The sequence below is a fragment of the Sphingomonas sp. QA11 genome (genome assembly GCF_028473665.1).
In the GTDB taxonomy this organism is placed as follows: domain Bacteria; phylum Pseudomonadota; class Alphaproteobacteria; order Sphingomonadales; family Sphingomonadaceae; genus Sphingomonas; species Sphingomonas phytovorans.
In genome coordinates this window covers 1,513,771-1,540,010 of the sequence record NZ_CP098774.1, presented here as the reverse complement: position 1 = coordinate 1,540,010, position 26,240 = coordinate 1,513,771, and the positions used below count along the sequence as shown (strand labels likewise).

28 protein-coding genes, 1 tRNA gene and 1 pseudogene are annotated in these 26,240 nt (G+C 65.1%); 12 read left to right on the top strand and 18 right to left on the bottom strand.

The window, feature by feature from the left end; genetic code table 11:
• Positions 1–7: 7 nt before the first annotated feature.
• Positions 8–1,399, bottom strand: coding sequence for an aminotransferase-like domain-containing protein (locus NDN01_RS07050; RefSeq protein ID WP_336298354.1), 1,392 nt, complete (start codon positions 1,397–1,399; stop codon positions 8–10).
• Positions 1,400–1,501: 102 nt separating this feature from the next.
• Between NDN01_RS07050 and NDN01_RS07045 the strand changes: the two genes are divergently transcribed.
• Complete coding sequence (locus NDN01_RS07045; RefSeq protein ID WP_272626649.1) at positions 1,502–2,386, top strand: DMT family transporter; 885 nt, start codon at positions 1,502–1,504, stop codon at positions 2,384–2,386.
• 7 nt (positions 2,387–2,393) lie between these two features.
• Positions 2,394–3,086: pseudogene (locus NDN01_RS07040) on the top strand (PhzF family phenazine biosynthesis protein); the annotation flags it as partial.
• 144 nt (positions 3,087–3,230) lie between these two features.
• Here the strand turns inward: NDN01_RS07040 and NDN01_RS07035 are convergent.
• Complete coding sequence (locus tag NDN01_RS07035; RefSeq protein ID WP_272628064.1) at positions 3,231–3,659, bottom strand: (deoxy)nucleoside triphosphate pyrophosphohydrolase; 429 nt, start codon at positions 3,657–3,659, stop codon at positions 3,231–3,233.
• A 55-nt stretch (positions 3,660–3,714) separates the two neighbouring features.
• On the opposite strand from NDN01_RS07035, the gene NDN01_RS07030 reads away from it, so the two are divergent.
• Both NDN01_RS07030 and NDN01_RS07025 read left to right on the top strand, forming a co-directional pair.
• Positions 3,715–3,900 (top strand): Flp family type IVb pilin, encoded by a 186-nt coding sequence (locus NDN01_RS07030; RefSeq protein ID WP_272626648.1) that lies wholly within the window; start codon positions 3,715–3,717, stop codon positions 3,898–3,900.
• Between the two features lie 129 nt (positions 3,901–4,029).
• Positions 4,030–4,197, top strand: a complete 168-nt coding sequence (locus tag NDN01_RS07025; protein ID WP_272626647.1) for a Flp family type IVb pilin — start codon at positions 4,030–4,032, stop codon at positions 4,195–4,197.
• A 212-nt stretch (positions 4,198–4,409) separates the two neighbouring features.
• Here NDN01_RS07025 and NDN01_RS07020 read toward each other — a convergent pair whose 3' ends face one another.
• Genes NDN01_RS07020 through NDN01_RS07005 form a run of 4 tightly spaced genes read right to left on the bottom strand, consistent with a single transcriptional unit; the run spans position 4,410 to position 8,207 of the window.
• On the bottom strand, positions 4,410–5,357 hold the full coding sequence (locus NDN01_RS07020) for an acetyl-CoA carboxylase carboxyltransferase subunit alpha (RefSeq protein WP_272626646.1): 948 nt from the start codon (positions 5,355–5,357) through the stop codon (positions 4,410–4,412).
• 12 nt (positions 5,358–5,369) lie between these two features.
• Positions 5,370–6,230, bottom strand: a complete 861-nt coding sequence (locus tag NDN01_RS07015) for a tyrosine-type recombinase/integrase (protein WP_443025236.1) — start codon at positions 6,228–6,230, stop codon at positions 5,370–5,372.
• 53 nt (positions 6,231–6,283) lie between these two features.
• Positions 6,284–8,089 (bottom strand): hypothetical protein, encoded by a 1,806-nt coding sequence (locus tag NDN01_RS07010; RefSeq protein ID WP_336298353.1) that lies wholly within the window; start codon positions 8,087–8,089, stop codon positions 6,284–6,286.
• A complete protein-coding gene (locus NDN01_RS07005) occupies positions 8,070–8,207 on the bottom strand; it encodes a hypothetical protein (RefSeq protein ID WP_272626644.1) in 138 nt (45 codons plus the stop codon). Before NDN01_RS07005 ends, NDN01_RS07010 begins: the two co-directional genes overlap by 20 nt.
• 99 nt (positions 8,208–8,306) lie before the next feature.
• On the opposite strand from NDN01_RS07005, the gene NDN01_RS07000 reads away from it, so the two are divergent.
• Positions 8,307–8,846 (top strand): shikimate kinase, encoded by a 540-nt coding sequence (locus NDN01_RS07000; protein WP_272628061.1) that lies wholly within the window; start codon positions 8,307–8,309, stop codon positions 8,844–8,846.
• Positions 8,843–9,952: a 3-dehydroquinate synthase gene (gene aroB / locus NDN01_RS06995; protein WP_272626643.1), complete on the top strand. Its 1,110-nt coding sequence runs from the start codon at positions 8,843–8,845 to the stop codon at positions 9,950–9,952. The genes NDN01_RS07000 and aroB overlap by 4 nt, the downstream gene beginning before the upstream one ends.
• 47 nt (positions 9,953–9,999) lie before the next feature.
• Here aroB and NDN01_RS06990 read toward each other — a convergent pair whose 3' ends face one another.
• The 9 genes from NDN01_RS06990 to NDN01_RS06950 all read right to left on the bottom strand — a co-directional run bounded on the left by NDN01_RS06990 (position 10,000) and on the right by NDN01_RS06950 (position 17,814).
• A complete protein-coding gene (locus tag NDN01_RS06990; protein ID WP_272626642.1) occupies positions 10,000–10,647 on the bottom strand; it encodes a TetR/AcrR family transcriptional regulator in 648 nt (215 codons plus the stop codon).
• 60 nt (positions 10,648–10,707) lie between these two features.
• Positions 10,708–11,673, bottom strand: coding sequence for a poly(ethylene terephthalate) hydrolase family protein (locus NDN01_RS06985; protein WP_272626641.1), 966 nt, complete (start codon positions 11,671–11,673; stop codon positions 10,708–10,710).
• 294 nt (positions 11,674–11,967) lie between these two features.
• A complete protein-coding gene (locus tag NDN01_RS06980) occupies positions 11,968–12,303 on the bottom strand; it encodes a DUF423 domain-containing protein (RefSeq protein WP_272626640.1) in 336 nt (111 codons plus the stop codon).
• 10 nt (positions 12,304–12,313) lie between these two features.
• Entirely contained in the window at positions 12,314–12,691 is a 378-nt protein-coding gene (locus tag NDN01_RS06975) for a diacylglycerol kinase (protein WP_272626639.1), read from the bottom strand.
• The gene (locus NDN01_RS06970) at positions 12,691–14,442 is read right to left on the bottom strand and encodes a cation:proton antiporter domain-containing protein (protein WP_272626638.1); all 1,752 of its coding nucleotides are present in this window, start codon (positions 14,440–14,442) and stop codon (positions 12,691–12,693) included. The genes NDN01_RS06975 and NDN01_RS06970 overlap by 1 nt, the downstream gene beginning before the upstream one ends.
• Positions 14,439–14,873 carry an iron-sulfur cluster assembly scaffold protein gene (locus NDN01_RS06965; protein WP_272626637.1) on the bottom strand — a complete coding sequence of 145 codons (435 nt, stop codon included), beginning with the start codon at positions 14,871–14,873 and terminating at the stop codon, positions 14,439–14,441. Before NDN01_RS06965 ends, NDN01_RS06970 begins: the two co-directional genes overlap by 4 nt.
• Complete coding sequence (locus tag NDN01_RS06960; protein WP_272626636.1) at positions 14,870–15,436, bottom strand: CvpA family protein; 567 nt, start codon at positions 15,434–15,436, stop codon at positions 14,870–14,872. The genes NDN01_RS06965 and NDN01_RS06960 overlap by 4 nt, the downstream gene beginning before the upstream one ends.
• A 101-nt stretch (positions 15,437–15,537) precedes the next feature.
• Positions 15,538–16,911: a DNA repair protein RadA gene (radA, locus tag NDN01_RS06955; RefSeq protein WP_272626635.1), complete on the bottom strand. Its 1,374-nt coding sequence runs from the start codon at positions 16,909–16,911 to the stop codon at positions 15,538–15,540.
• Between the two features lie 195 nt (positions 16,912–17,106).
• The gene (locus NDN01_RS06950) at positions 17,107–17,814 is read right to left on the bottom strand and encodes a glutathione S-transferase N-terminal domain-containing protein (protein WP_272626634.1); all 708 of its coding nucleotides are present in this window, start codon (positions 17,812–17,814) and stop codon (positions 17,107–17,109) included.
• Positions 17,815–17,978: 164 nt separating this feature from the next.
• Here NDN01_RS06950 and NDN01_RS06945 point away from each other — a divergent pair, with 164 nt between their 5' ends.
• On the top strand, positions 17,979–19,130 hold the full coding sequence (locus NDN01_RS06945; protein ID WP_272626633.1) for a glycosyltransferase family 4 protein: 1,152 nt from the start codon (positions 17,979–17,981) through the stop codon (positions 19,128–19,130).
• 27 nt (positions 19,131–19,157) lie between these two features.
• On the opposite strand, the gene NDN01_RS06940 is transcribed toward NDN01_RS06945, so the two are convergent.
• Positions 19,158–19,469, bottom strand: coding sequence for a DUF2218 domain-containing protein (locus NDN01_RS06940; RefSeq protein WP_272626632.1), 312 nt, complete (start codon positions 19,467–19,469; stop codon positions 19,158–19,160).
• A 91-nt stretch (positions 19,470–19,560) separates the two neighbouring features.
• The gene (locus NDN01_RS06935; RefSeq protein ID WP_272626631.1) at positions 19,561–20,139 is read right to left on the bottom strand and encodes a PadR family transcriptional regulator; all 579 of its coding nucleotides are present in this window, start codon (positions 20,137–20,139) and stop codon (positions 19,561–19,563) included.
• Between the two features lie 134 nt (positions 20,140–20,273).
• Between NDN01_RS06935 and NDN01_RS06930 the strand changes: the two genes are divergently transcribed.
• From NDN01_RS06930 to NDN01_RS06910, 5 genes are all read left to right on the top strand, one after another.
• Positions 20,274–21,587 carry a replication-associated recombination protein A gene (locus tag NDN01_RS06930; RefSeq protein WP_272626630.1) on the top strand — a complete coding sequence of 438 codons (1,314 nt, stop codon included), beginning with the start codon at positions 20,274–20,276 and terminating at the stop codon, positions 21,585–21,587.
• A complete protein-coding gene (locus tag NDN01_RS06925) occupies positions 21,584–21,934 on the top strand; it encodes an MmcQ/YjbR family DNA-binding protein (RefSeq protein ID WP_272626629.1) in 351 nt (116 codons plus the stop codon). Before NDN01_RS06930 ends, NDN01_RS06925 begins: the two co-directional genes overlap by 4 nt.
• Before the next feature lie 9 nt (positions 21,935–21,943).
• Positions 21,944–22,801 (top strand): hypothetical protein, encoded by an 858-nt coding sequence (locus NDN01_RS06920; protein WP_272628059.1) that lies wholly within the window; start codon positions 21,944–21,946, stop codon positions 22,799–22,801.
• 18 nt (positions 22,802–22,819) lie between these two features.
• Positions 22,820–22,895, top strand: a tRNA-Thr gene (locus tag NDN01_RS06915).
• Between the two features lie 360 nt (positions 22,896–23,255).
• Positions 23,256–23,654 carry a hypothetical protein gene (locus tag NDN01_RS06910; protein WP_272626628.1) on the top strand — a complete coding sequence of 133 codons (399 nt, stop codon included), beginning with the start codon at positions 23,256–23,258 and terminating at the stop codon, positions 23,652–23,654.
• Positions 23,655–24,300: 646 nt separating this feature from the next.
• Here the strand turns inward: NDN01_RS06910 and NDN01_RS06905 are convergent.
• Complete coding sequence (locus tag NDN01_RS06905; RefSeq protein ID WP_272628058.1) at positions 24,301–26,217, bottom strand: NPCBM/NEW2 domain-containing protein; 1,917 nt, start codon at positions 26,215–26,217, stop codon at positions 24,301–24,303.
• Between the last annotated feature and the right edge of the window lie 23 nt (positions 26,218–26,240).

Here is a 26,240-nt window from a genome sequence, read left to right as displayed (position 1 = left end):
GGCGCTCCTATCGCAGGGCCCTGCTCATCACCTCGAACGCCACCGGATCGGCGCATTGAGTCACGTTCACGCGCATATATCCGCCGGCGGACTGGGAAAGGCTGAAGACATTGCCGGGCGCCAGCACCACGTCGCGGGCAAGGGCATCCCGCGCCAGGTCAGCCGCATCCCGGCCGTCAGGCAGGGTGCACCACAGGAACATGCCCGCCCTGGGCTGAATCCAGGGCCGGATGCCGATCTCGCCAAGGCGATCCGCGACATCCCGCCGTGCCGTTGCGAGGCGGGTTCGCAAGGCGTGGAGGTGCCGCCGATAGCTGCCGTCCTGCACCACGCGCAGCACCAGTTCGCTCGACAGGCGCCCCGCGCCGAAGGATGTCGCGATGGTCAGGTCGATCAGCCGGTCGAGCCAGTCACGCCGGATCGCGATATAGCCGCAACGGACGGCGGCCGAGAGCGTCTTGGAGAAGCTGCCGATCTGGATCACCCGATCGAGACCATCGAGCGCCGCAAGGCGGGGCGCCGGCTCCTCCTCGAAATCGGCGAAGATATCATCCTCGATGATGACGAGGTCATGTGCTTCGGCAAGCTTGAGAACACGATGCGCGGTGGGCAGCGACAGAGTCGCCCCGGTCGGATTATGAACGGCTGAGTTGGTGATGTAGAGACGCGGCCGGCAAGCCTCCAGCACCGCGGCAAAAACGGCGAGGTCAGGGCCATCAGGCGTCATCGGTACGCTCACGATCGTCGCGCGATGTGCCCGCAACAAAGCGTGGAAGTTGAAATAGCAGGGGTCGTCGACCAGCACAGTGTCGCCGGGCTCGATCAGCAGGCGACAGAGCAGATCGATCGCCTGGGTACCGCTCTCGGTGAGCATGATCTGATCGGCCCCGGCGGGTACCCCCTTTTCCCCAAGCCGTCGCGACAGGAGCTGACGGAGGGGCGGCAGGCCCAGCGGCGTGCCATAATCGGCCAGGGCGCCGTCATCGGCGCGCGACAGCCCACGCAGCGCCCGGCGCACTTCTTCCTCCGGCAGCCAGTGCGGCGGCAGCCAGCCGCATCCCGGCTTCAGCACATGATCGCCGCTCTCAAGCGACTGGCGCGAGACCCAGAGCGGATCGATCGCCCGGTCAAGCCGGGGCGTCACGTCCGCCAGCGACAGCGGCGCGGCCTGTTGCGCGACAAAGAAACCCGATCCGCGGCGCGAGACGATGGCCCCATCGGCGGCAAGTCGCTCATAAGCGTCCACCACGGTCGATTTGGAGACGGCGGCGCTCTCCGCGAGGCGGCGGATCGAGGGCAGCTTCGCCCCTGGCTGCAACGCCCGCGACGCGATCCGGCGGCGGACGTCACCCATCACCCGCTCCACCAGCGTGCCTTCAGCGTGAATTCCGGTCGCCAAGCTTACCTCCGCATCAAGCAGTACAGTTTGTCCAAAGCTTACTGCACTGTCCCTATCACCAATCCTTCCTCGTCGCGCAATGGCACGGCGAAGGAGCGAGCAATGGATCGTACGACAGATGGATGGCTGAGCGGGTTCGCAGGAGTGCTGGTTTTCAGCGGCTCGCTGCCGGCGACACGCGTGGCGATCGGCGATATCGACCCATTGTTCCTTACCCTGGTCCGCGCCGGGATCGCCGGCGCGATCGGGCTGGCATTGCTTGCGACATGGCGCCAGCCACGCCCGGAAAGGCGGGATCTCCGGTCGCTGATCATCGTGGCGCTCGGCGTCGTGGTTGGCTTCCCGTTGCTTTCGGCGCTCGCCCTCGAACATATGAGCGCCGGCCGGTCGATCGTGTTCACCGGGTTGCTGCCGCTCGCCACCGCCGGCTTCGCCGTGCTGCGGGGCGGCGAACGGCCGGATCGCCGCTTCTGGCTGTTCGCGCTGCTCGGCAGCCTGCTCATTGCCGGATTCGCCCTGATGCGCGGCACGACCTCGAGCCTGGCAGGAGACCTGCTGATGCTGGCCGCGATCCTGGTCTGCGGCCTGGGCTATGCGGAGGGTGCCGTTCTGTCGCGGCGGCTGGGCGGCTGGCAGGTGATCTGCTGGGCACTCGCCCTGGCGCTCCCCGTGATGCTCGGCATCCTCTGCTTGCTGCCCTGGCCGGCCTGGTCGACGGTCGGCCTGCCCGCCTGGATCGGCCTCGGCTATGTCTCGCTGTTCAGCATGCTGATCGGTTTCATGTTCTGGTATCGTGGCCTCGCGCTCGGCGGGACCGCTGCGGTCGGCCAGCTCCAGCTTCTCCAGCCCCTGTTCGGGCTCGGTCTCGCGGCGAGCCTGCTGCACGAATCGATCGGGCCCGGAATGATCGTGACGACGCTGGCGGTGGTTGCGTGCGTCGCCGGCGCCCGGCATTTCTCAACGAGGAGAATTCCCAGTGACTCATGATTTCAAAATGATCGACGTGTTCGGCGACGACGCCTTCTCTGGCAATCCACTCGCGGTGATCACGACGCCGGTGGACCTCGACGCGGCGAATATGCAGCGGATCGCGCGCTGGCTGAACCTGTCCGAGACGACATTCCTGCTGCCACCGACCGATCCGGGCGCCGATTATCGCGTGCGTATCTTCACGCTGGAGCGTGAACTGCCCTTTGCCGGGCATCCGACGCTCGGCACCTGCCATGCATGGCTCGAAGCCGGCGGCGTGCCCCGGACCGAAGGGGTAGTCGTACAGGAATGCGGTGCCGGCCTTGTCTGCATCCGTCAGGGTGCCGGCTCCCTCGCTTTCGCCGCCCCGCCGATAACGCGGTCAGGCCCGGTGGACACCGGGAAACTGGCCGAGATCGCCGGCGTGCTGCGCATCGACGTCACCGACATCGTGGATGCCCAATGGGTGGATAACGGACCAGGCTGGGTGGCCGTCATGCTCGCATCGGCCGAGGCAGTGCGGGCAGTGCAGCCGGAACGGTCGCACCCGACGCGGATCGATATCGGTGTCGTCGGTCTATATCCGCCGGGCAGCCCGGCCGCCTATGAAGTCCGCGCGCTGTTCAGCGATCCGTTCGGCGGGCTGGTAGAGGATCCGGTGACCGGCAGCCTCAATGCTTCGGTGGCCCAGTGGCTGATCGATAGCGGCCGGGCCAGCGCGCCCTATCTGGCGACACAGGGCAGCTGCGTGGGGCGCAACGGACTTGTCCATGTCGATCGCGATCCGAATGGCCAGATATGGATCGGGGGCAATACACAAAACCCGGTTCTCGGGTACCGCGACGATCTGATACGCGAGCATTCAAACCAGCGCCTTCAACCGACCGATCAGCGGCAGATCCGCCGGCGGCATCGCAAGATCGTAGAGCTGCTCTGGCCGGCACCAGAGCAGTTTCTCGGCATGAAGCGCATCCGGCGTCCCTGCCCAATCCCGGCAGATATAGAGCAGCAACAGCAGATGCCGCCCCGCGAGCGGTTCGCTGGCAAAGGCAGCCGGCTCAAGCACAGCCGGGTCAACCACGATCCCCAGTTCCTCGACGAGTTCGCGGGCCAGCGCGGTTTCCGGCGTCTCGAACGGCTCGACCTTGCCGCCGGGGAACTCCCACAGGCCAGCCATCATCTTCCCAGCGGGCCGGCGCTGCACCAGTACCCGCCCCTCACGATCAATCAGCGCAACCGCGACCACCGGGAAAAGCGTTGAAATTGCAGGGTCTTCAGCGACATTCGGCATTCGTTAACTCTCCCATACTAGCGTTTGACAAGATATCCGGGACCGGGAACCCTGCATGCTGCTCAACATGATCCAGAAACTGGTGGAGGACCGCAAGGGCGGCACGGCAATCGAATATGGTCTGATCGCCGCCCTGGTCGTGATCACCATGGTCGCGTCGTTCGTCGAGCTGGCCAACACCACGACTGGCATGTGGAGCAACGTCAACTCCAAGATCGAAACCGCACGCACCGGCGGCTGATTGGTTCCGCAATTTCCACGTCCCGGCTTAAACTTTTCTCAACCTACCGCCCCTAGACCCGAAAGCGCTGGTCCGGTCCTGCCGGTTCAGCCGGGTACTGAAGCTTTAGAACCATTGGAGACCGGAATCATGCAGACCATTCGCAAGTTCATCAAGAACAGCAAGGGCGCCACCGCAATCGAGTACGGCCTGATCGCCGCGCTGATCGCCGTTGCCGCCATCGCTGCGATGCAGGGCCTGGGCAACCAGCTCAAGACGACCTTCACGAACGTTTCTTCGAACATGAAGGCTTCGTAAGCTCTTATCAGCTAACGAGATCGGGGCGGCGGAACTTCGGTTCCGCCGCCCTTTTCGTGTGCGTGGCCAAAAGCTGGCTTTGCGAAGAAAGAGTTCACGCAGAGACACCCAGCACGCTGAGCCAGTCCCGTTCCGATCGCATGAGTGGCTGGAGACGAACCAACCTGTCGGCAAACAGGCGGCTAGAGGATGCGTGACGATCGCGCCCCGCCTTAAATCCTGCCGATCGCCAGGAATTTCTCGCGCCGGCCGCGGCGGAGCTGATCGGCGCCCTGATTGCCCAGCTCAGCCAGCGCAGCATCGAGCGCCTCGCCCAGATTGGCGATGGCGAGTGCCGGATCGCGATGGGCACCGCCAAGCGGCTCCGACACGATCGTATCGATCACGCCCAGTTCCTTCAGGTCCTGCGCGGTCACCTTCATCGCCTCGGCCGCCTCGGGCGCCTTGTCGGCGGTGCGCCACAGGATCGAGGCACAGCCCTCCGGCGAGATCACCGAATAGACCGCATGTTCGAACATCAACACTTTATTGCCCGCAGCAAGCGCGATCGCGCCGCCCGAACCGCCCTCACCCACCACCGCCGAGATCATCGGAACGCCTAGTGCAAGGCATTGCTCGGTCGAGCGCGCAATCGCTTCGGCCTGGCCCCGTTCCTCGGCCTGAACACCGGGAAAGGCGCCCGAAGTGTCGACCAGGGTCAGCACCGGCAGGCCGAACCGGTCGGCGAGTTGCATCAGGCGGATCGCCTTGCGATAGCCCTCGGGCTTGCCCATGCCGAAATTGTGGCGGAGACGGCTGGCGGTATCGTCGCCCTTCTCATGGCCGATCACCATGACCTTGCGGCCGCGGAAATTCGCGAAACCGCCCAGAATCGCCTGATCGTCGCCAAACGCACGATCACCGGCGAGCGGCATGAAATCGTCGAAAAGGCCGGCGACATAGTCCTTGAAGTGCGGCCGCTCGCCATGGCGAGCGACAAGCGTCTTCTGCCATGGGGTCAATCTGGAATAGGTGTCGCGCAGGAGCTTGTCGGACTTGGCCTGAAGCCGAGCGACCTCCGAATCGATATCGACCGTGCCATCGGCGGCGGTCTCACGGAGTTGGTCGACCCGGCCCTGAAGCTCGGCGATCGGTTTCTCGAAATCGAGGAAGCTTGCCATCGGCCGCGTCGGTTAAGCCCCGCGCCTCTTCACGTCAACGAGAGGATGACGGGTATTGACCAGCTCGACCAGCCGGCTGGCGTCGACATGGGTATATATCTCAGTGGTGGCGATGTCCGCATGGCCAAGCATCGATTGCAGCGCACGCAGATCAGCCCCGCCGGCAAGCAGATGAGTCGCGAAGGCGTGGCGCAGGACATGTGGGCTGACGCGTTCAGGCGGAATACCGGCTTCGGCAGCCAAATCCTTGAGCAACTGATATAATCTTACACGCGACAGATGAGCTTTACCCGACGGGAACAGCCAGACCCGGTCAGTGGCGACATGGGCGCGCCACGCCGCCACCGCGGCACGGGCACGATCCGAGATCGGCACCAGCCGTTCCCGTCCGCCTTTGCCGCGCAGGATCAGATAGGGCCGGTCGGGCGCGATCGCGTTGCGCGGAAGAGATACCAGCTCGGTGGCGCGCAGGCCGGAACCGTAGAGCAGTTCGACCAGGGCGGAGAGCCGCAGATCATTGGGGTCGCCGAGCACGCGTGCGATCCGCGCCGCGACAGCCGCAAACAGCCGGTCGACGTCATAATGCCCGAGCACCTTAGGCAAGGCGCGCTGCGCACCGGGCCGAGGCAAGGCCGCGCCGGGATCATCCGTGCGATGCCCCTCATCGGCAAGAAAGGCGAAGAACCGCCTGAGCGCGGCGGATTTGCGCGCGACGCTCGATCGGGAAAGGTCGAGCCATTGCCCGCCCAGGCGCGCGAGATCGGCCTCCGAGGCGCCCCCCAATCCGCCGAGGAGGAAACCCGACGCGAGGTGCAGGTCGCTGCGATAGGCGGCGATCGTATTCTTAGCTGCCCCAGCTTCGGCGGCCATCATCTCCAGGAAGCGCTCGATCAGCGCACGGTCGTTGCCCGGGCCGGGCGGGCCGGTCAAAGTCGCGCCAGGGCCTCGGCGGCGATCATGCGCGCCTCCGCCTCAAGCCCCACCGCGCGCAAGGCGGTGACGATATGGTACAGTGCCTCCGGTGGCACCCCCTGCCATAGCGGGGTCTGCATGCCGATGCCCGCCAGCACGAGCACCGAGCCCGGCTGCCGCGCCTGCGCCGCACGGGCGAGGGCGCGGGTCCAGGCGTTGTCGATGCCGATGGTGACGTCGAGCGACCGGGCGCCGCGTTCGACGTCGTCGGCGGACAGGCGCCCCAGTCCCGCCATGCCGGCGAAAAACATGCGCTTCTTCAGGCCGTTCGAGTCATTCGCGCCAGAATAGCGGTTGACGTCGGACCAGGTCGACGAAACCGGCACAGGATCGGCCAGCGCCAGCATCGCCCAGGCATCGCCGCCGGCGGGCACGCTCGCCTGCCAGCGCATTGCCGCACGATCGAGCCCCGCCGTCAGCATCGAGGCGACCAGCCGGTCAGCGTCAGCCCCCTGGGTACCGGCGGGAATCCGCGCGGCGGCACGCGCCGTGAGAATCAGTCGGGCAAAACGCGCATCCGACGTCTTGGCTTCGTCCCACAATTGCCTGATCGCGTTCAACCGGCCCTGGAGATCAGGCGCCGTATACGCACTGCGCAGATCCCGCGCGATGCCGCTCTCCGCCAGCGACTGATCGTCATCGGCGTCGATCGCGCCATAGAGATCGACCAGGGCGGCGCTCGAGAAGACGCCGCGCACTGCCGCCTGCTCGGCGGGACCGACCCGCACGCGGGCGGGCAGCGCCGGGGACTGCGCCCGCCACGCCTGCACATTGGAGGAGACGGTCGCGAACAGCGGCGCGGGAATTTCCACCCCGCTCGCGGTGGCGAGGCCGTAACGCCATGCGGTCAGGCGGTCGACGCTGTCCCACTCGATCGTCACAGCCTGTTGCCCACGCGCGCCGGTACCGGTGACTTTCTGCGCAAGCAGCAGGTCGATGCCGCTGGCCAGGCCCGACGTGCGCGCCGAGGCGATCAGCGACTGTGCCTTGCGCGGTTCGCCGGCGAGGCCGGCACAGATTGCGAGCGCCAGAACCCAGGCACGCTCCCGACGGAGCGCGGCACCGCCTTCGGCAACGGGGCAGAGAAGGCCGGGATCGCCCGTGGCGAGCGCCGTCTGCATCGCGATCTCGTAAAGCTTGGGCGTGTAATTGTCGCTGTCGACGCTTTGCACCACGCCCCGCGCCGACACCGATTCGCCCATGCGCAGCAGAAGCCACGCCCGTTCAGCCGCGAAATCCGCCCCGTTGATGCCCTGCGGCGTGTCGACTCGCGACACAAGGGCACGGCGCAGCGCGATCGACAGCCAGCGCGACGCGATCGGCACGTCGAGACGGCGCATCAGTTCCTCGACATAACGCCCGTCGGCATTGCCGAAGGCACGCGGAGTCAGCCCGCCGCCATCGGGACCGACCGGACCGACCGATCCGAGCGAGCGGCGCGCATAATCAGGCATGTCGTAGCGCGCCAGCACGGCCGGATCGACCGGCACTGGCTCGACCGGCGTGGCCGATGCCGTGGGGGTCGGCAGCACGCCATCCACCGGCGTGGAGGTAGCCGCGGGGACGGGCTGCTGTGCCGGGGTGGCGGTGCGCGCCGGAGCAGGCGCGGGAGTCGGCGCGGGCGCGGGCGCGGCGACGGGATCTCCGAAGCCGGGCGGCAACAGCGATTCGGGTTTCTGCTGGCCCAGCGCGGGAAGCCCCGCGCTGACGAGTACCGCGGCGATCGCGCCGAGCGCGACGCTAGTTCGAGAGATTCGCAAGCGGTACCACCTTCTCGACCCGGGTAAGCGGCTTCTCGTTCGTCCGCCCGGCCAGGAAGAACAGGCCCCCGATCACGACGACAAGGATGACGATGAGCGCAATGAGCGAACGGGACATGAGCGAACCTTGTACAGACACGTTAAAACAGACGTGAGAAAATCTACTGCGCGCGGCCTTTTGCCCGAGACGCGCCCTCGCTGTATAGCCCCCGCTTCCATGTTGCAAAGACACACCCCCATCCCGGACTGGACCGGCCTGCCGATCGTCCTTGTAGGGCTGATGGGCGCCGGCAAATCCACCGTCGGCCGCCGCCTGGCGGCGCGCATGCGCCTGCCTTTCGTCGACGCCGATTCGGAAATCGAGGCAGCCGCCGGCATGTCGATCACCGAGATCTTCGAACGATTCGGCGAGGCGCATTTCCGCGACGGCGAACGCCGCGTGATCGCCCGCCTGATCGACGGCACCCCCAAGATTATCGCGACAGGCGGCGGCGCCTTCATCAACGACGAGACGCGGGCACTGATCCTGGAACAGGCGCTGGCGATCTGGCTGGACGCGAATCCGGCCGTGCTGGCCGATCGGGTCGGCCGTCGCGACACCCGGCCGCTGTTGCGCAATCGCGATCCGCGCGAAGTGCTCGACGAACTGGCCAAGGTCCGCAATCCGATCTACGCGCTGGCACCGATCCGTGTGCCGAGCCACCACGCACCACACGAATCGACCGTGAATTCGATCCTGAAAGCCCTCGACCTATGACCGTCATCCCCGTCTCCCTCGGTGCGCGCAGCTATGAGGTCGTGATCGAGGACGGGCTGCTGGCACGGGCGGGCGAACGCCTGGCGCCGCTGTCGCGCGGGCGGACCATGGCGATCGTCACTGACGAGAATGTCCTGCCGCACCTCGCCACGCTGCAGACCTCGCTCACGGCGGCGGGTGTCGCGAGCGAAGCGATCATACTGTCGCCGGGGGAAGGCTCCAAGAGCTGGGCAACGCTGGAACAGCTCACCGACCAGCTGCTTGACCTTGGCGTGGAGCGCGGCGATCATGTCATTGCGCTGGGCGGCGGGGTGATCGGCGATCTGGTCGGCTTCGCGACGGCGATCGTGAAGCGCGGCTGCGGCTTCGTGCAGATCCCGACCACCTTGCTTGCACAGGTCGATTCCTCGGTGGGTGGCAAGACCGCGATCAATTCGCGCGCCGGCAAGAACCTGATCGGCGCCTTTCACCAGCCGGCGATCGTCCTGATCGATCCGCAGGTGCTCGACACGCTGCCCCCGCGCCAGCTCCGCGCCGGCTATGCCGAGGTGGTGAAATACGGGCTGATCGACGACTTCGCCTTTTTCGAATGGTGCGAGGCAAATGCGCCGGCGCTGCTCGCCGGCGACGCCGCGGCGCGAGAATATGCCATCGCCCATTCAGTCGCGGCAAAGGCGCGGATCGTCGCAGCCGACGAGCGGGAGACGACCGGCGTCCGCGCGCTGCTCAATCTGGGCCACACCTTCGGCCATGCGCTTGAGGCGGAAGCGGGCTTCTCCGACCGTCTGCTCCATGGCGAAGCCATCGGGGCGGGCATGGCGCTCGCCTTCGGCTATTCAGCGACGAAAGGCCTTGCGCCAGGCCAGGATGCCGAACGGGTCGCGGCTCATCTGCGCGCAGTGGGCCTGCCGGACCGGGTTACCGCAGCCGGATTGAGCGCCGATGGCAAAACCCTGGTGGCGCATATGCTTCACGACAAGAAGATGGACGCGGGCACCCTGCCCTTCCTTCTCGCGCGCGGGATCGGGCGCACTTTCCTCGACCGATCCGTTAAGCTGGACGACGTCGCCGCGTTCCTCGACGAGCACGGCGCGCGCGCCGGATAGACAGGCCCGGACCGCGACGGACCGGCCGTCCGTTCGTCAGCGCGACATCATTCCCGCAGGAACACACGGATCACCGCTTCCGCATGCGCTTCGATCTCGGCCGGGGCGTGGACGTCGCGGCCCGCCACGGCCTTGATCTCCGGCGCGAGCAGATAGGGCATCTGGCAGGCGGCGGTCAGCATCAGCGATATCGAGAGCGGATCGACGGCGGGCAGATTGCCGCTCTCGCGCAGCCGCTCGACGACCGGCTCATACCAGCGATACCCCTCGCCGATATAGCGTTCGGCCGTCCATTCGAGCTCAGGCCCTTCGAGGATCGAGAGCTGCACCATCAGCCGGGCATGTTCCGGATGCCGCGCGCAATAGCCGACATACCAGCGGATAAAGGCCTTGAAGCCAGCCACGCCACCCTTGGGCTCGGATACCGACAGCGAGGCCGGCATCTCGCGTTCCATGCGGTCGAACAGGAAGGCGATCGCCTGACGCCAGAGTTCTTCCTTGGTCTGGTAGATGTGGCGGATCATGCCGTGCCGGACGCCGGCATCCTCCGCGATATCGCGCAGCGACGCGCCTTCGAAGCCGCGTCGCGAAAAATGATCGAGGGCGCTCGCCAGGATCGCCTTGCCCGTATTCCGCAGCCGCTGCTGGCGGATCGAGGGCGAGTCCGGCGCCCTGGTCGATGATGATGCCGTCACGTGGTCCTCTCGGGGGTTGCCGTACCGTATCGGCAACCCCGTCGAAGCGAAAGCGCACGATCAGGGGATGTTGCTTGCCACGCCCTGCCAGTTGGTCGTCTCGGTGAAGATCTCGCCGCCCGAGGCAACGAAGGCCTGGCGGCCATCGGCGGCGCCCATCAACTGCCACATCATCCAGGCCGTCGAATAGCCGAGATAGCCATGGACCCCGTTGCTGCATGGAAAGGCGGCCCCGGCACAGGTCGGATTGCCCTGCACATCGTTGTGCGCGGTGCCCTTGATAATACCCTTGGCCTTGAGCAGCGGCGCAGGGGTGGCGTTGTAATAGGCGGTAATCGAGTTGAGCTGGCCCGGTGGAATGAGCTGCGTATCGGGCGCGATCAGCACGTCGGTCGAGCCGCTGACATAGAGGATCGATCCGCTCGTCGCTGCCGCGAGGTCGCCCGTCAGCAGGCAATTATCGGCGGGGTTGCACCAGGACTGGCGCGGCAAATGGAAGGTCACCGCGGTGCGGATCGCGCCGCCCGATTTCAGCATTGCGTTGATCGCGCCCGAGGCACCCTGCGAATGCCCCATCGCGCCGATCCGCGTCGTATCGAGCTTGCCATAGAAGATGCTGCCGCTGTCGGCATTGCGCGCCTTGATATAGTTTGCGCTGTCGATCACGGTCTGGCCGGTGCCCGTCGTGCCGTCCCGCGTCGCGATGACGACGAAACCCCAAGAAGCGAGGTGGCGGAGCAGATAGGCATAGGTGGTCGCCGGGATCGGCGTGGTGCCGGTTCCGTTCGCCCAGACGATGATCGGATGGTGCACGCCGTTCGCACCGAGATTGGCCGGATAGAAGATGTCGCAGGGATTGCCCTTGGAATCGCAACCGGCGGGCGTGAAGCTCTGGGCGACCGTCCAGGCACCATCGGCATAATATTTCTGCTCGATCGGCTTGGTTGGCAGGTTCGGCCCGGCCGACGCGGGGGCGTTCAAAAACACGGCAAACGCGGCTGTCGCCAGCAAAATGGCTTTCTTCATGCAATCCTCTCCTCCGGTCGTCGGCTGGTGCGCCGATCGACGGGCAGGATGGCATGGGAAGAAAGGCTGGGCAAGTTCGCTATCCAACGGGATAGCGAATTAGCATCTAGGTTGGCGCTGGGCTGAAAAGAAGAAGCGGATTCACGCGAAGCGCGAAGGCGCAAAGGAATTATTGGGGCGGAAACGCGATCATATCCGCAGAGCATGTCGCTCGAGTGGATGCCAGTTGGCCCCTCTTTCTATATAATTTCTCTTAGCGCCTTCGCGCGAATCCAGTGCCATCAGCCTAGATGTCTAGGCCCTGCGTGCGGCCAGCAAGGCGAGCCACAGCCAGCCTGCGATCAGTAGCGCGCCGCCGATCGGGGTGATCGCGCCCAGCCAGCGCGGCAGGCCGAGCGCCATCAGATAGAGCGTGCCCGCGAAGATCGCTGCCCCGACGAGGAAGAGAGTCGCCGGCCCCCTGGCGTCCAGCCGAAGCACCGCGAGCGCGGCGATCGCGTGGAGCAGTTGATATTGGGCGCCGGTCTTGAGCCAGTCCACCGCGGGCCCGCTCGCGCCATGCGCGCCGAATGCGCCGGCAGCGACGGCGAGCGCACCGGATAGCGCCGCGAAAAGGACGATCGGGCTCATGGCGGTTCCTTCAGCTTTCCAGCGAGAGCAGTTGAGCCCAGACATAGTTTGCCGCCATGGCGATGGCAGCGAAGACCGCCGCGCAGCTGATCGCGAGGACCGCCCCCGCCAGCATGTCCTTGATGACCTTGATCTCCGGGTGGACTTCCGGATGGAGCAGGTCGAGCAGCGCCTCCAGCGCCGAGTTGATCAGTTCGAGCGCCAGCACCAGCGCGCAGACCACCGCGACGACCACCCACCAGAGCATCGGCGGCTGAAGCAGGAACAAGCCCCCCAGGGCGAGCAGCGCGCACCATGCCTGAGTTCGGAAACTGCGCTCCCGCTGCCATGCGGCTTTCCAGCCCGACACGGCGAAGCCGATACGGGCAGCGAGCGAGCGGTTCTTCATCAGACTTCTTCCCCGCCCCGCAGCGGCTGGGTGATGATCCGGTCGACCGCGGCGCGAAGATCGCCCGCCTCGACCTGCGCCTTGAGCCGTTCCTTGTCCCGCGCGCGGTACATGTCCTCGGTTCGGGCGATCTCCTCGTCCTCTATGCCGAGGCTCGACATTGCCATCCGCGCCATCTTGATCGCGGATTCGAGCACTTCGCGAACCACGCCGCGCACCGGCGCGCCCTTCAGCTTGATCAGCGAGCGCCGATCATAGGCACGCACGAAGATCGCCGCCTTCGGGAATGAATCATGCACCGCCTCGACCAGTTCAGGGGTGACCTGGTCGCCATCGGTGCAGAACAGGATCAGCTCCGCCTCAGCCGCGCCTGCCTGGCGCAGCAGCTCAAGCCGCGTGCCGTCGCCATAATAGACCTTGGCGCCGAAATTGGCGGCGACATCGATCATCTCGATATCGGTGTCGATCAAGGTCACGGGTACGCCCTGGGCGATCAGCATCTGTCCGACCGTCTGACCGAAGCGCCCATAGCCGACGATCAGCGCGTTCGCCCCGTCCGACATAGGCCCTTCACGCGTGCCGCCATCGGTTTCCGGCTCGGTGCGGACGCGCTGGGTAATCTTCATCAGGAACGGCGTTGTCGCCATGGAGAGTGTGACGATCGCACCGAACAGGCTCGCCGCCTCGGGCGCGATCAGCATCGCATTCTGCGCCTGGGCGAACAGCACGAAGCCGAATTCCCCGCCCTGGCTGAGCAGCAGGCCGAGCGCGAGCGCGCCGCGCCACGTCATCTTGAAGAGCAGTCCGAGCCCCATGATGATCGCCAGCTTGGTGGCGATCAGCGCCAGCGCCATGCCGACCACGAAAAAGGGCCGTTCAGCAATGGCATGGAGATCGAGCATCATCCCGACCGCGAGGAAGAACAGGCCGAGCAGGATCGAGCGGAACGGCTCGACATCGGCCTCAAGCTCATGACGGTACGGGCTGTCCGCCAGCATCACGCCCGCGACGAACGCGCCGAGCGCGGTCGAGAGATGAAGCGCCTCCATCAGGGCGGCGGCCGCGATGACGGTGAAGAGGCCAGCGAAGACGAACATCTCGCGCTCGCCCATATTGCCGATGATCCGGAACAGCGGACGAAGGCAATAGCGTCCGATCAGGATCAGGCCTGCGACCGCCAGCACGGTGTAGATGAACAGCAGCCACCCCGGCGGCCCGGCTGCATCGGCCGGATTGCGCGACATCACCGCGACGATGGTGATGAGCGGAACGATCGACAGATCCTGGAACAGCAGGATCGAAAAGGCCCGTTCGCCGAAAGGCGTGCGCAGGCGGCCGGCCGATTGGAGCATCGGCAAGACCTGCGCGGTCGAGGACAGGGCGAGCGGCAGGCCAAGCGCGAGCGCAGCGGCGGGCGAGAACTGAGTGATGAGCCACACCACCGCCGAGACCGCGATACCGCAGAACACGACCTGCATCAGGCCGAGCCCGAAAATCTCCTTCTTCAGCCGCCACAGCCGCGCCGGATTGAGTTCAAGCCCGACGATGAACAGCAGCAGCGTGATGCCAAGCTCGGCCACGCTGATCTTGTCCTCGGCGCCGCCGACCAGGCCGAGCGCCTGGGGCCCCACCAGCGCGCCGGCGACGAGATAACCCAGCGTTGCGCCAAGTCCGAGCCGGCGGAAGATCAGCACGAAGACAAGGCCGAAGCCGAGCAGCATCACCGCATCGAAGAGCAGCGATTCGCTCATGCGTGAAGCCCGGCGCGCGCGCTTTCGGCGGCCTCGGTGGCAGCCTCGAACGCCAGCCTGATCGAGGCATGACGCGCGCTGTGCGGCAGCGCAGGGGTGAACAGGTCGAAGCCCGGCCAATCGGGCAAAGGTCCGCTCCCCGCCAGCCAGGCAGTCAGCGCGTCGCGCGCGACGGCAAGTTCTTCGGGCGACCTGCCGATTGCGCTCGCCCCCATCAGCGACGACGATGCCTGCCCAAGCGCGCAGGCGCGCACCAGCAGACCGATCTCGCTCACGCGCCCCTGGGAATCGAGATTCACATCCACGGTCACACGGCTGCCGCAGATGGGCGAGCGCTTCTCCGCGCTGCCCATCGGATCGGACAGGCGATCATGATGCGGAATGGTCGCGGCGAGCCGCAAAATCTCCGCATTGTAGAGCGCCCCACTCATCGCCGCGCCTCGCTCAGATTGACGGCAGCGGTCGCGTTGTCGGCGGTGCCGAACACCGGTTTTCCCTTGCGGCGGCGATCAACGAAATCCGCGATGCTCGCGCTGGTCGTATTGAGCAAAGGATAGGTCCGCGCCGAGGTAAGCCACTCGGGCCGGTGGGTGGGGCCGCCGCTCACCGTGTCCGTCATGAGCGCGACGAGAAGGAAACCAAGGCTAGCCAGGATCAGACCCTTCAGCGCGCCGAAGCCGAACCCCAGCGCGCGGTCGACCGGACCCATGACCGAATCGCGGGTACGCGAGCCAAGCGCGTTGGCAACCGCGCGCCCGGCGAAATAGGTGATCCCGGCGATGATCGCGAAAGACAGGACCGCGGCCCCCGTGACCGTCCCGACCGACCCCGACAGCAACTGGGCGAGCGGCGAGTGAAACAGCTTCAGCGCGAACACGATCGCAACCCAGGCGAACAACGACAGGATCTCAGTTACGAAACCGCGCATCAACCCAAGGATCGCTGCCCCGCCGACCGCGATCAGGACGAGGATGTCGAGTGCAGTAAGTCCCATGTTACGCCTTGCTTTCCCCCGCTCGCTTCCGGCAGCGGGCTCCCGACAAGCCCGGCTTATGCTCGATACGAATGGCAGGTAGGTGTCTTCGGCGTCCAGCGCTAGCCGCGCCCCAGCATATGGTCAACGAACTGACCGAGCGTGCGGAATCCCGAGAGCTTCAACGGGGTCTTCTCGCCGGTAATAGCGGCCGGTACCAGCGCGCGTTCGAAGCCGAGCTTGCCCGATTCCTTCAATCGCAGGGTGCCATGCGCAACCGGCCTGATCTCCCCGGACAAGGCGATCTCGCCGAATGCGACCGCGTCCGCCGGCACCGGCCGCTCGGACAGCGCCGAGACGAGCGCCGCCGCCACCGCCAGATCGGCCGCCGGATCCTGCACCCGGTAGCCGCCCGCGATGTTGAGATAGACTTCGCACGCCGAGAAGCTGAGACCGCACCGCGCCTCAAGCACGGCGAGCACCATGGCAAGCCGGCCGGAATCCCAGCCGACCACCGCCCGCCTCGGCGTCGCGCCGCTGGCGAGGCGGACGACGAGTGCCTGGATCTCGACCAGTACCGGGCGCGTCCCCTCAAGCGCCGGGAACACGGTCGTGCCCGTCACGCCCTCGTCGCGCTGAGTGAGGAACAAGGCGCTCGGATTGGAGATTTCAGCCAGCCCCTCCGCCACCATCGCGAACACGCCGATTTCATCGGTGCCGCCGAAGCGGTTCTTGATCGCGCGGAGGATGCGATATTGATGGCTGCGCTCGCCCTCGAAGCTCAACACCGTATCGACCATATGTTCGAGCACGCGCGGGCCGGCGATGCTGCCGTCCTTGGTGACATGGCCGACCAGCACCACGGCTGTGCCGCGTTCCTTGGCGAAGCGGATCAGTTCCTGAGCGGAGGCGCGCACCTGGCTGACGGTGCCTGGGGCGCCCTCGATCAGGTCCGAATGCATGGTCTGGATCGAATCGATCACCAGCAGCGCGGGCGGGCGCCCCTGCCCCAGGGTCGTCAGGATATCGCGGGTCGAGGTCGCCGCGGCGAGTTGCACCGGCGCGCTGCCCAGCCCCAGCCGGCGCGCGCGGAGACGGACCTGATCGGCCGCCTCCTCGCCCGACACATAGGCCACCGGCAGCCCCGAGAGCGCCATCTTCGCCGCCGCCTGGAGAAGCAAGGTCGACTTGCCGATGCCGGGATCGCCGCCGATCAGGGTCGCCGACCCTTCCACGAAACCACCACCCAGCGCACGATCAAGCTCGGCGATGCCGCTCGGCATGCGTTCGGGCAACGCGACCTCCGCATCGAGGCCGACCATCGTCACGGCACGACCGCCCGACTGGAGATTATGCTTGGCCTGGAACGGCGTGACGGTGCCACCCACCTCCTCGACCAGGGTGTTCCATTCAGCGCAATCGGCGCACTGCCCCGCCCAGCGGTTCGCGACCGATCCGCAGGCCTGACAGACATAGCGTTTCTGAGGTTTCGCCATACCCACGCCTTAGCGAGAAAGGAACGAGAGGGGAACAAACTTTTCCGCTCCTGGGAACGCGACTGACATCCCCACCACTACGTCATGCCGGACTTGTTCCGGCATCCACCGTTCCACGCCTCAACGCCGATGAACGTGCGGTACAGTGGCCCCCGGAACAAGTCCGGGGTGACATGGTGAATGATCCAGCGTCAATCAGGCCGGTCTTGCAGGGATGGTGAGGCCGCGCTGCACCGCAGGCCGCGCAAGGCCGCGCTCAAGCCAGGCGCCGACATTCCTGAAATCGTCGAACCCGACAAGGTCGCGCGCTTCGTAGAAGCCGATCAGGTTGCGCACCCAGCCGAGCATCGAGATATCGGCGATGGTATAGTCGTTCCCGAGGAACCAGTCCCGCCCGGCCAGCACGCCATCCATCACGCCAAGCAGGCGTTTCGATTCGTCGACATACCGGCCGAGCGGACGCTTGTCCTCCCATGCCTTGCCGGCGAATTTGTTGAAGAAGCCGAGTTGGCCGAACATCGGGCCGATGCCCCCCATCTGGAACATGACCCACTGGATCGCCGCCCAGCGGCCTGCCGGATCGGCGGGAATGAACCGACCGGTCTTGTCGGCCAGATAGAGCAGGATCGCGCCGCTTTCGAACAGACCGATCGGCTTGCCGCCCGGCCCGTCGGGATCGATCATCGCCGGAATCTTGCCATTGGGGTTGAGCGAAACGAACTCAGGCGATTTCTGATCGTTACCGCCGAAATCGATGAGGTGCGCTTCATAGGCCAGCCCGGTTTCCTCCAGCATGATCGACGCCTTCACACCGTTGGGCGTCGGCAGCGAATAAAGCTGGATGCGGTCGGGATATTGCGCCGGCCAGCGTTGCGTGATCGGAAAATCGGAGAGATCGGTCATTGGGGGCTCCTTCACGCGCAAGGTAGGAGCGCCGGGATCGTCTTGCACCCCTTCCCTGCCGCCTCGCGGCCGCACCGCCGCATTTGCGAAACAATTGAGAAATAAAGTCATCCGATGCGTCTACGGAGATTGGCGTTTCGCTCCGGCAGGTCTATGCGCCCGCAATGCAAGCGAAAGACCTCCGCGTCGCGCTGTTCAGCGGCAACTATAATTATACGCGCGACGGCGCGAATCAGGCGCTAAACCTTCTTGTCGGCCACCTTCTGAAGCAGGGCGCGACGGTGCGCGTCTATTCCCCGACAAGCCGCCGCCCGGCCTTCGCACAGACCGGCGACCTGGTCAGCGTGCCCTCGATCAAGCTTCCCGGCGGGCGCGACGAATACAAGCTCGCCCGCGGCATGCCGGCGAAGACCCGGCGGGACGTCGACGCCTTCGCGCCGAATCTGATCCATGTCTCGGCGCCTGACTGGCTGGGGCATGCGGCGGTACGCTATGCGGAGAAGCACCATATTGCCTCCGTCGCGTCTTATCACACGCGGTTCGAGACCTATGTCCGCTATTACGGCATCGGTTTCCTCGAACCGATCATCATCAACGCCCAGCGCAAATTTTATTCGCGCGTCGACGAGGTGCTGGCACCCAGCCAGATGATGGGGGAGATCCTGCACGAATGGGGCGTGACCGCGCACATCTCGCGCTGGTCCCGCGGGGTCAATCACGACCGCTTCAATCCCGGCCGGCGCAGTATGGAATGGCGCCGTTCCCTCGGCATCGCCGACGACGAGATCGCGATCGGCTTTCTCGGCCGGCTGGTGAAGGAAAAGGGCCTCGACGTGTTCGCCGAGGCAATGCACGCCCTCGCCGCGCGCGGCGTGCGCCGCAGGACGCTGGTGGTCGGCGAGGGCCCGGCGCGCGATTGGTTCGCGCAGGAAATCCCAGACGCAGTGTTCGCTGGCTTCCAGTCAGGCGACGATCTGGGTCGCGCGGTCGCCTCGATGGATGTGTTCTTCAACCCGAGCGTGACCGAGACCTTCGGCAATGTGACGCTTGAGGCAATGGCGGCGAAGGTGCCCGTGGTCGCCGCCCATGCGTCGGGCGCCGTCGGACTGATCGACGACGGCGTCACCGGGCTGATCGTCGAGCCGACCGACATCCAGGGCTATGCGGACGCCCTCCAGCGCTTCTGCGAGGATGATGCCTTCCGCCACGCGGCGGGAGAGGCCGGCCATGCCAAGGCCGCCGGCTATCGCTGGGAAACGGTCAACCAAGCAGTGCTGGATACCTATCTCGCGGTGCTGGAACGACGGAAAGCCTGACGCGCCACCTTTCGGCGGACCGCTTTTTTATTTCCAGTCGAAGGTCAATGGCGCTTCGCGAAAGGCGAAACGGTCGAGGTGGCGCGCCACGGCCCCCTTCAATCCATCGAGTTGTTCAGGCGAAGTCGCATCGATCCTGACCTCCAGTACCTCGGCACGCGCGTCGAAGGTCACCAATCCGTCGCCGGGATAATCGGCGCCGCGCGCGTCCTTCGGAAAGACGACGGTGCCATGCTCCGGGGTGAATTCCACCGCCAGATTGTGCTGCCAGTGCTTGCAGAGTTGCTGGAGATATTTGCTGCCGCTTGCCGTCGGCACGCTGGCGGTTGCACTATCCATGCGCTCGTTCCTTTTCTCGATCAGACAGGGAGCGCCGGCGACGGGGTCGATATCCAGCCGCCGGCGCAACAACTGCAGGCGCGTCACGCCCTTATTTCAACCGCTCGATCTTCTGCGCCGCCTCGTCGATCAGCGCCGCGACCTGATGCAGCGTGTCGCCATCGACGTCGCCTTCGCCGAGCTTCTGCTGGAGCACCGCCTTGAGATTGCCCATCGCGCGCCGGATCGGTCCGCCGCTGGTGCGTTCCCGCATCGAGCCGAGGTCCTCAAGCCGGGCAAACAGTGCCTCGACCTCTTCCTCGCGCTCGGTCAGCAGCGCCTTGCCCGCGACGGTGATGGCGTAGAGCTTCTTGGCGCCTTCCGACTTCTGCTCCTCGATCAGGCCCATGTCGTCGAGCATGGTCAGCGTCGGATAGATCACGCCCGGGCTCGGCGCATAGGCGCCGCCGGTGCGCTCCTCGATATCGCGGATCAGGTCGTAGCCGTGACGCGGCTGCTCCTCGATCAGCTTGAGCAGGACGAGGCGAAGCTCGCTGCCGTCGAACATCCGACGGCTGCGGCCGCCACGCTCGCCATGGCCGTGCACTTCCCACTGGAAGGAGAAGGGGCCGCGCGAGAAACGCCCGCCCCGGGGGCCGCACTGGCGGCCACGCATATGATGATGAAACATTAACATTAGTCCTTTTTGTATCAAGATGGCTCTAAGATATATCTTGAATCGGTTTTGACAAGAGGAAATTTTGCGTGGCATCGCTCCCACCTGTCGGGGTGGCCAGTTCCAGCCGGCCACCCTATGTTCCAGCGATGGCCGACCTTTTCGCCACGTTCGACCCGCCCGCCCATGAAGCGCTTGCCGAAAACGCGCCGCTTGCGGATCGGCTGCGCCCGCAGCAGCTGGAGGATGTCGTCGGCCAGGAGCACCTGACCGGCGCGGAAGGTGCGATCGGGCGGATGGTGGCGGCGGGACGCCTCTCCTCGATGATCCTTTGGGGGCCGCCCGGCACCGGCAAGACCACCATCGCGCGGCTGCTGGCCGATGCGGTCGGCCTGCGTTTCGTTGCGATCTCGGCGGTGTTCTCGGGCGTGGCCGACCTGAAAAAGGCCTTTGTCGAAGCGCGCGACCACGCGAAGATCGGCAAGCGCACCCTGTTGTTCGTTGACGAGATTCACCGCTTCAACCGGGCGCAGCAGGACGGTTTCCTGCCCTATGTCGAGAACGGCACTGTCACCTTGGTCGGCGCGACCACCGAAAATCCGAGCTTCGAGCTCAATGCGGCCTTGCTCAGCCGCGCGCAGGTGCTGATACTCCAGCGGCTCGATCGCGCCGCGCTGGAAAAACTGCTCGACCGCGCCGAGGAGATCGAGGAACGCCCCCTGCCCCTCACCGCCGACGCCCGCGACGCGATGATCGCGAGCGCCGATGGCGACGGTCGTTTCCTGCTCAACCAGGCTGAGACACTTTTCTCGGTCGACCTGCCCGAACCGCTCGATCCGGCGGGACTGTCAGCATTCCTGCAACGCCGCGTCGCCGTCTATGACAAGGATCGCGAGGGGCACCACAACCTCATCTCCGCATTGCACAAATCGCTGCGCGGGTCAGATCCCCAGGCCTCACTCTATTATCTCGCGCGCATGCTGACCGCGGGCGAGGAGCCGCTATACGTGCTCCGCCGCATCACCCGCTTCGCCAGCGAGGATATCGGCCTGGCCGACCCCAATGCGTTGGTACAGTGCCTCGCAGCCAAGGATGCGTACGAGTTCCTCGGCTCACCCGAGGGTGAACTCGCGATCGCCCAGGCCTGTCTCTATTGCGCGGTCGCCCCCAAATCGAACGCGGCGTACGTCGCCCAGAAATCAGCCTGGCGCAGCGCTAAGGAAACCGGCTCGCTGATGCCGCCACAGAATATCCTCAACGCACCGACCAGGCTGATGAAGGATATCGGCTACGGCAAAGGCTATGCCTATGATCACGACACGGCGGAGGGTTTTTCCGGGGCCGATTACTGGCCGGCGGAGATGGACCCGCAGACCTTCTACACCCCGACCGACCGGGGCCTGGAGAAGCGAATCGCCGAACGCATGGCCCATTGGCAGGAGCTGAAGGAGCGCGGCGAATGAGTCTCGACTGGAACAGCATCACCCGTTTCGCCCTGGCGCTTCCCGACACCGAGCTGTCGACCAGCTATGGCAAGCCGGCGGTCAAGATCGTGTCGAACGGGCGCGCATTTCTCCATCCCAGCCGCGAAGCGGATTCCTTCGTGCTCGCCATCGACCAGGATACCAAGGAGATGCTGATCGAGACCGATCCGGACACCTTCTGGCAGACACCGCATTATCAGGGCTGGCCGGGGTTGCTGGTGCGGTACGACAGCACCGATCCGGAGCGGGTCCATGCGATGATCGAGCGTTCACGCGACTGGGCCGCCGCGCGTCCGCGACCGAAACCGCGCAAGACCAGGGCATGAGCGCTGACCATTCCTGACCGGTTCACCCGCTTTGCCGCAATCGACTGGTCCGGCGCCAAAGGACGCAGCCATCCCGGCATCGCGCTTGCTGTGTGCGAGGCAGGCGATACGGCGCCCGTGCTGGTCGCCCCCCCGGGCAGGGCCTGGTCGCGCACGCAGATCCTCCAATGGCTCCTCGACCGCGCGGACGAGCCGTTGCTGGTCGGCTTCGATTGCAGCTTCGCGCCCCCGTTCATCGAGCGCGGCGCCTATCTGCCCGATGAGGACACGCCGACGACGCCGCGCGCCTTCTGGGCCTATGTCGACGCGGCGAGCGACGACGAGGATCTCGGCGCCGCCTCCTTTCTCGAAACGCGGCGGGGCAAGCATTTCTATCTGGGCGCCGCGGACGGCCCCAAGGCGCACTTCATGCACTTTCGCCGATGCGAGGCGCGCTACAGGGACAGTGGCGGGCACAAGCCCGCCAGCACCTATGACGCGATCGGTGCCGCTCAGGTGGCCAAGGCAAGTTTTGCCGGCATGCGATTGCTGCATCATCTCGGTACGGCAATCCCCGTCTGGCCATTCGACCCGGTCCCATCGACCGGCGCGCTGGTCGTGGAGATCTACACCTCGATCGCCGCGCGTGCCGCGGGCAAGCGCAAGGGCCTGAGCAAGTTCCGCGACGCCGAGGCGCTGGACGCGGCGCTGGCCGTCATCGGATCGAAGCCGCACGCGCCGCTCGCACGCTATACCGACCACGCGACCGACGCGATCCTGACCGCCGCATGGCTCCGCGCCAATGCCGGCCGGACCGATCTCTGGCATCCGCCCGGCCTGACCGCGAACATTGTGGAACGAGAGGGCTGGACCTTCGGCGTCGTCTGACGCATTGGGCAGCCACGTGCCGGTTTAGCTCAGCTGGTAGAGCAGCGGTTTTGTAAACCGAAGGTCGCGGGTTCGATTCCTGCAACCGGCACCACCTAACGTATTATCCTATAGTCTTTTTTTTGCGCATCGATCTAGGCTTTCCAGCGCTGCATTTTGAAAGCTGGGGTTTTTCTGGGGGTTTTATCAAACCCCAGATTCCGACAACGATGCGCTAAATTGCCACCGGCTCTGAATGGTAAGCGAGGTCCGAAGGCCACCTTGACTTCGGAATCTGTTCGACAGCATCGCGCAGTTCGCAACCACGACAAGGAGGCGGAGATTGTCTAGCCGGCTTACCCCTCGTCCGCCTTTGAACCATCGGCGGATCGTCACCCGCGGCTTCCAGATCTCAGCGTGGCTGTTGGGCGTCCCCTCGTTGCTCATGGCGCTTGTCCTGGGAGGGAGCGCGTTCATGATCGGGTCGGATCATGCCTCGCGGCCGCCGCAGTATCTGGACGTGCCAACATACGGCCTGGTCGGGCTTCTATCGAACACCGCCACGGGCCTAGGCGCCGCCTTGTCGTTCATGAACGGGGTGGTCTCCGGGATATTTGCGATACTGGCCGTGCTTGCCCTGACCGCAGCGCTGTTCGCGGGAGCGCTAGGTCTCATCGGGCGCGGCCTGAAGGCGTCAGCGACATGGGCGCGACCCATCGCGGTGGTTCTGCTGTTGGTCCTGGCGGTGATCGGGTTGCTCGCCCTCACTGTCTTGAATGGTGTAGCCTGGTTGACGGACGGGGCCGTTCTGGCTGTCTTGTTGTACGGGCTCTGGGTGCTGGTCTGGGGACATGAGGATCATCAAACTGCCTGAAGGGTAAGCGTGGTCGGAAAACCGTGGAGCGGCGATAACTGGTGAAGAACCAACATAGCGGTTAGCACCGCGTGCATGAGTGATATTCACAGCAGGATCATCGCCACCGCTGCGAAAGCCGAGTTGGCTTCGCTTGGCTTTCAACAGAAGGGCCGATCTCGCCTGTGGCTCGCAGACCGCAGTTCGTGGCTCAACGTGGTAGAGTTCACGTCGAGCAGATCCGGAAGGGTTACATCCCAGTCGCTTATGAACAGACGAAGGCACAGAAAACCGGAAGGTCGGGGATAGACGCTCGCGAGAAGACTCAAACTAAAAATCTGCTGCGAGCAATTTCGTCGATCGCCAAGGGTGCCAAAGTCTTTATGTATGTCGGTTTGAGCCATTCGGCCGAAGAGCCGCTCTCCGGGCCAAATGGCAGTGTCCGATGGATGGCAGCGCGACCTAGATCTGCAAAAGAGCGCGACGGCGATTCAAACACTGATGCCGCCTCATCGCACAGAGCAGACGTGCCCTCCCCTTTTCGACCTCGACTTGGTCGGAAGAGTGAGAGGTTTTGGCTGGATCGACCTACCATGATGTCGGCGACGGAAGCCTTCGGGCCCATCCGAGAGACTCTCGCCTTTCCTGGGGTGGCGACCCTGTTGACTTACCGCTCCAACAAGGCAGCTTCGCCCCAAGTTACGGGCATTTGCTGGTTATCGGCAGATGCGCCGCGGACGACCAGTTCGATCACTTTGGTGCCCGTGACTGAAGCCGACAACCGCTGCGCCGGCGTCCCCCATTTCAGCGGGCTGCTGGTCGCGAGCAGTTTGCCATCGCCATAGACGAGGAATGTGACGCTGCCCCGCTTGTCCGTGGCGCTGTCATCGACACCGACCATCGAGGTGAATCGTGTTGCGCCACGATTGCGAACCTCCATGCGGGAGTTCGCCAGGATGCCGATGCCTGCTGCGAAAGGCTTACCCGCAACGTGTAGGATTTGGCCGTAGGGTGCGCTGTCCGCCCTTGCCCCGCCCCAGCCGGCGTAGCTTGGCCTGTCGCCGGCGCCGTTGGTGCCGGCCCAGCCTGCAGCCGTGCGGAAGATCGTCGGGTCGGCGGTTGGCTTCACCACACCGTCAACGGCTGGATTTACCGTGCCAGGCTGTTCCGAAAGATAATAGCCGCCTTGCAGCAACCGTGTTCCGCGCGCGCGAAAGATCAGAGTCTCACGCGGCTTGACATGAAGCCTGGTCGTCTTGGCGAAGCTGGTCTTTTGTCTGGTCCACAGATCGACGAGTTCGATGGGCGCGGAATCATCGAATTTCAGATGAGATGCGTTCAGATCGACATCATAGTCCCCTGATCCCCGGTTGAAGATCGCAAGTGCCTTGTCGCCGGACGCCAGGGTCTTGACCAGGATCTGCAGGTCGCTCGAATCATAGGCAAGTGTTGCCTGGTTGCCGGCCGGGTCTTGATCGATCGCGATGATATCCGCGTTACCGAAGATATCGAGCAGGGCCTTTGGCGTCTTGCGCAGATCGGTGCCGATCATGAGAGGCGCATTGAGCATCGCCCACAGCGCGAAATGCGATCGCGCTTCGGTCAAATGGTCAGCATCGAAATCCCCTGCCCCGATATGCAGCATGTCGGGATCGTTCCAGGATCCGGGATGCGCGTAGAGCGACCGGGTTACCGTCGTATCATAATTGACCAGCAGCCGCCCCCATGCGGGCGAGATATCGTCGCTGGTGCGCGAGATGCCGCCATAGTCCTTGCCCCATGCGCGGACATTGGCCGCACCCCAGACGCACAGGGACAACAGATAGTCGCCGTCGGGATTCTCGCGCGCGAGCGCCACGTTGATCTGACGGAAAAGGGCCTGCACGGCAGGAATGTCGGTTCGAGTAACCGCGCCCGAATCCAGGATCGGCCCAAGAGCCCGAAACTTGCCGGAACGGACCCGTGCGCTGTCCGTTCCATAGTCACGAAGGCCGCACCCATCCACCTTGATGAAATCGAAGCCCCACTTCGCGAAATAGAGCGCGATGTCCTGGTCGATGCGCCCATGCAAACCGACTTCGCGCTCAAGAACATTGCCCTTGGGCAAATCCGTGTCGGTCAGCGACCAGGCCTCCGAGCAAGTATTGCGGCCAAGATCGGAATAGATGCCGGCCTTCAGGCCCATCGCATGGAGCCGATCGGTGAATGGCCGGAAATTGGGAGCGTCATCGCCTTTGACGTCCGCTGAAGGAAATTTGTCGGTGCGGACAATCATCCGCCCGTCGGGCATACGGCGCTTGAGCGCCCAGCCATCGTCGATATTGATGTAGCGATAGCCCTTGGCAGCCAGCCCGGTATCGACGATCCTCTGCGCTGACCCGATGATCTTCTCCTCATCGATATCGGTGGCGAAAGCGTTCCAGGTGCTCCACCCCATCGGCGGCGTTTCCGCGCGCCCGGCGGTATAGGCCGACCAGCGTCCCGTCGGAGCCAGCGGATCCTGGGGCGCGGCGGAAATGGGCGACGATAACAGGGCTGTTGCAAAGCCAACCGCCAACGTCGCCTTGATCCGCCGTCGCGACATGGATCGTCCGGGTGCAGCTTGCC

What these genes read in the sequence shown, in the direction of transcription:
- NDN01_RS06980 (WP_272626640.1), bottom strand. Translation starts at nt 12,303, where the DNA reads ATGAGCCCGATCGTCCTTTTCGCGGCGCTATCCGGTGCGCTCGCCGTC.
- NDN01_RS07045 (WP_272626649.1), top strand. Translation starts at nt 1,502, where the DNA reads ATGGATCGTACGACAGATGGATGGCTGAGCGGGTTCGCAGGAGTGCTG.
- NDN01_RS06985 (WP_272626641.1), bottom strand. Translation starts at nt 11,673, where the DNA reads ATGAAGAAAGCCATTTTGCTGGCGACAGCCGCGTTTGCCGTGTTTTTG.
- NDN01_RS07020 (WP_272626646.1), bottom strand. Translation starts at nt 5,357, where the DNA reads ATGGCAAGCTTCCTCGATTTCGAGAAACCGATCGCCGAGCTTCAGGGC.
- NDN01_RS06975 (WP_272626639.1), bottom strand. Translation starts at nt 12,691, where the DNA reads ATGAAGAACCGCTCGCTCGCTGCCCGTATCGGCTTCGCCGTGTCGGGC.
- NDN01_RS06970 (WP_272626638.1), bottom strand. Translation starts at nt 14,442, where the DNA reads ATGAGCGAATCGCTGCTCTTCGATGCGGTGATGCTGCTCGGCTTCGGC.
- NDN01_RS06925 (WP_272626629.1), top strand. Translation starts at nt 21,584, where the DNA reads ATGAGTCTCGACTGGAACAGCATCACCCGTTTCGCCCTGGCGCTTCCC.
- NDN01_RS06945 (WP_272626633.1), top strand. Translation starts at nt 17,979, where the DNA reads ATGCAAGCGAAAGACCTCCGCGTCGCGCTGTTCAGCGGCAACTATAAT.
- NDN01_RS06935 (WP_272626631.1), bottom strand. Translation starts at nt 20,139, where the DNA reads ATGTTTCATCATCATATGCGTGGCCGCCAGTGCGGCCCCCGGGGCGGG.
- NDN01_RS06940 (WP_272626632.1), bottom strand. Translation starts at nt 19,469, where the DNA reads ATGGATAGTGCAACCGCCAGCGTGCCGACGGCAAGCGGCAGCAAATAT.
- NDN01_RS07030 (WP_272626648.1), top strand. Translation starts at nt 3,715, where the DNA reads ATGCTGCTCAACATGATCCAGAAACTGGTGGAGGACCGCAAGGGCGGC.
- NDN01_RS07000 (WP_272628061.1), top strand. Translation starts at nt 8,307, where the DNA reads ATGTTGCAAAGACACACCCCCATCCCGGACTGGACCGGCCTGCCGATC.
- NDN01_RS07005 (WP_272626644.1), bottom strand. Translation starts at nt 8,207, where the DNA reads ATGTCCCGTTCGCTCATTGCGCTCATCGTCATCCTTGTCGTCGTGATC.
- NDN01_RS07035 (WP_272628064.1), bottom strand. Translation starts at nt 3,659, where the DNA reads ATGCCGAATGTCGCTGAAGACCCTGCAATTTCAACGCTTTTCCCGGTG.
- NDN01_RS06930 (WP_272626630.1), top strand. Translation starts at nt 20,274, where the DNA reads ATGGCCGACCTTTTCGCCACGTTCGACCCGCCCGCCCATGAAGCGCTT.
- NDN01_RS06965 (WP_272626637.1), bottom strand. Translation starts at nt 14,873, where the DNA reads ATGAGTGGGGCGCTCTACAATGCGGAGATTTTGCGGCTCGCCGCGACC.
- radA (WP_272626635.1), bottom strand. Translation starts at nt 16,911, where the DNA reads ATGGCGAAACCTCAGAAACGCTATGTCTGTCAGGCCTGCGGATCGGTC.
- NDN01_RS06910 (WP_272626628.1), top strand. Translation starts at nt 23,256, where the DNA reads ATGATCGGGTCGGATCATGCCTCGCGGCCGCCGCAGTATCTGGACGTG.
- NDN01_RS07015 (WP_443025236.1), bottom strand. Translation starts at nt 6,230, where the DNA reads ATGATGGCCGCCGAAGCTGGGGCAGCTAAGAATACGATCGCCGCCTAT.
- NDN01_RS06960 (WP_272626636.1), bottom strand. Translation starts at nt 15,436, where the DNA reads ATGGGACTTACTGCACTCGACATCCTCGTCCTGATCGCGGTCGGCGGG.
- aroB (WP_272626643.1), top strand. Translation starts at nt 8,843, where the DNA reads ATGACCGTCATCCCCGTCTCCCTCGGTGCGCGCAGCTATGAGGTCGTG.
- NDN01_RS06950 (WP_272626634.1), bottom strand. Translation starts at nt 17,814, where the DNA reads ATGACCGATCTCTCCGATTTTCCGATCACGCAACGCTGGCCGGCGCAA.
- NDN01_RS06905 (WP_272628058.1), bottom strand. Translation starts at nt 26,217, where the DNA reads ATGTCGCGACGGCGGATCAAGGCGACGTTGGCGGTTGGCTTTGCAACA.
- NDN01_RS07025 (WP_272626647.1), top strand. Translation starts at nt 4,030, where the DNA reads ATGCAGACCATTCGCAAGTTCATCAAGAACAGCAAGGGCGCCACCGCA.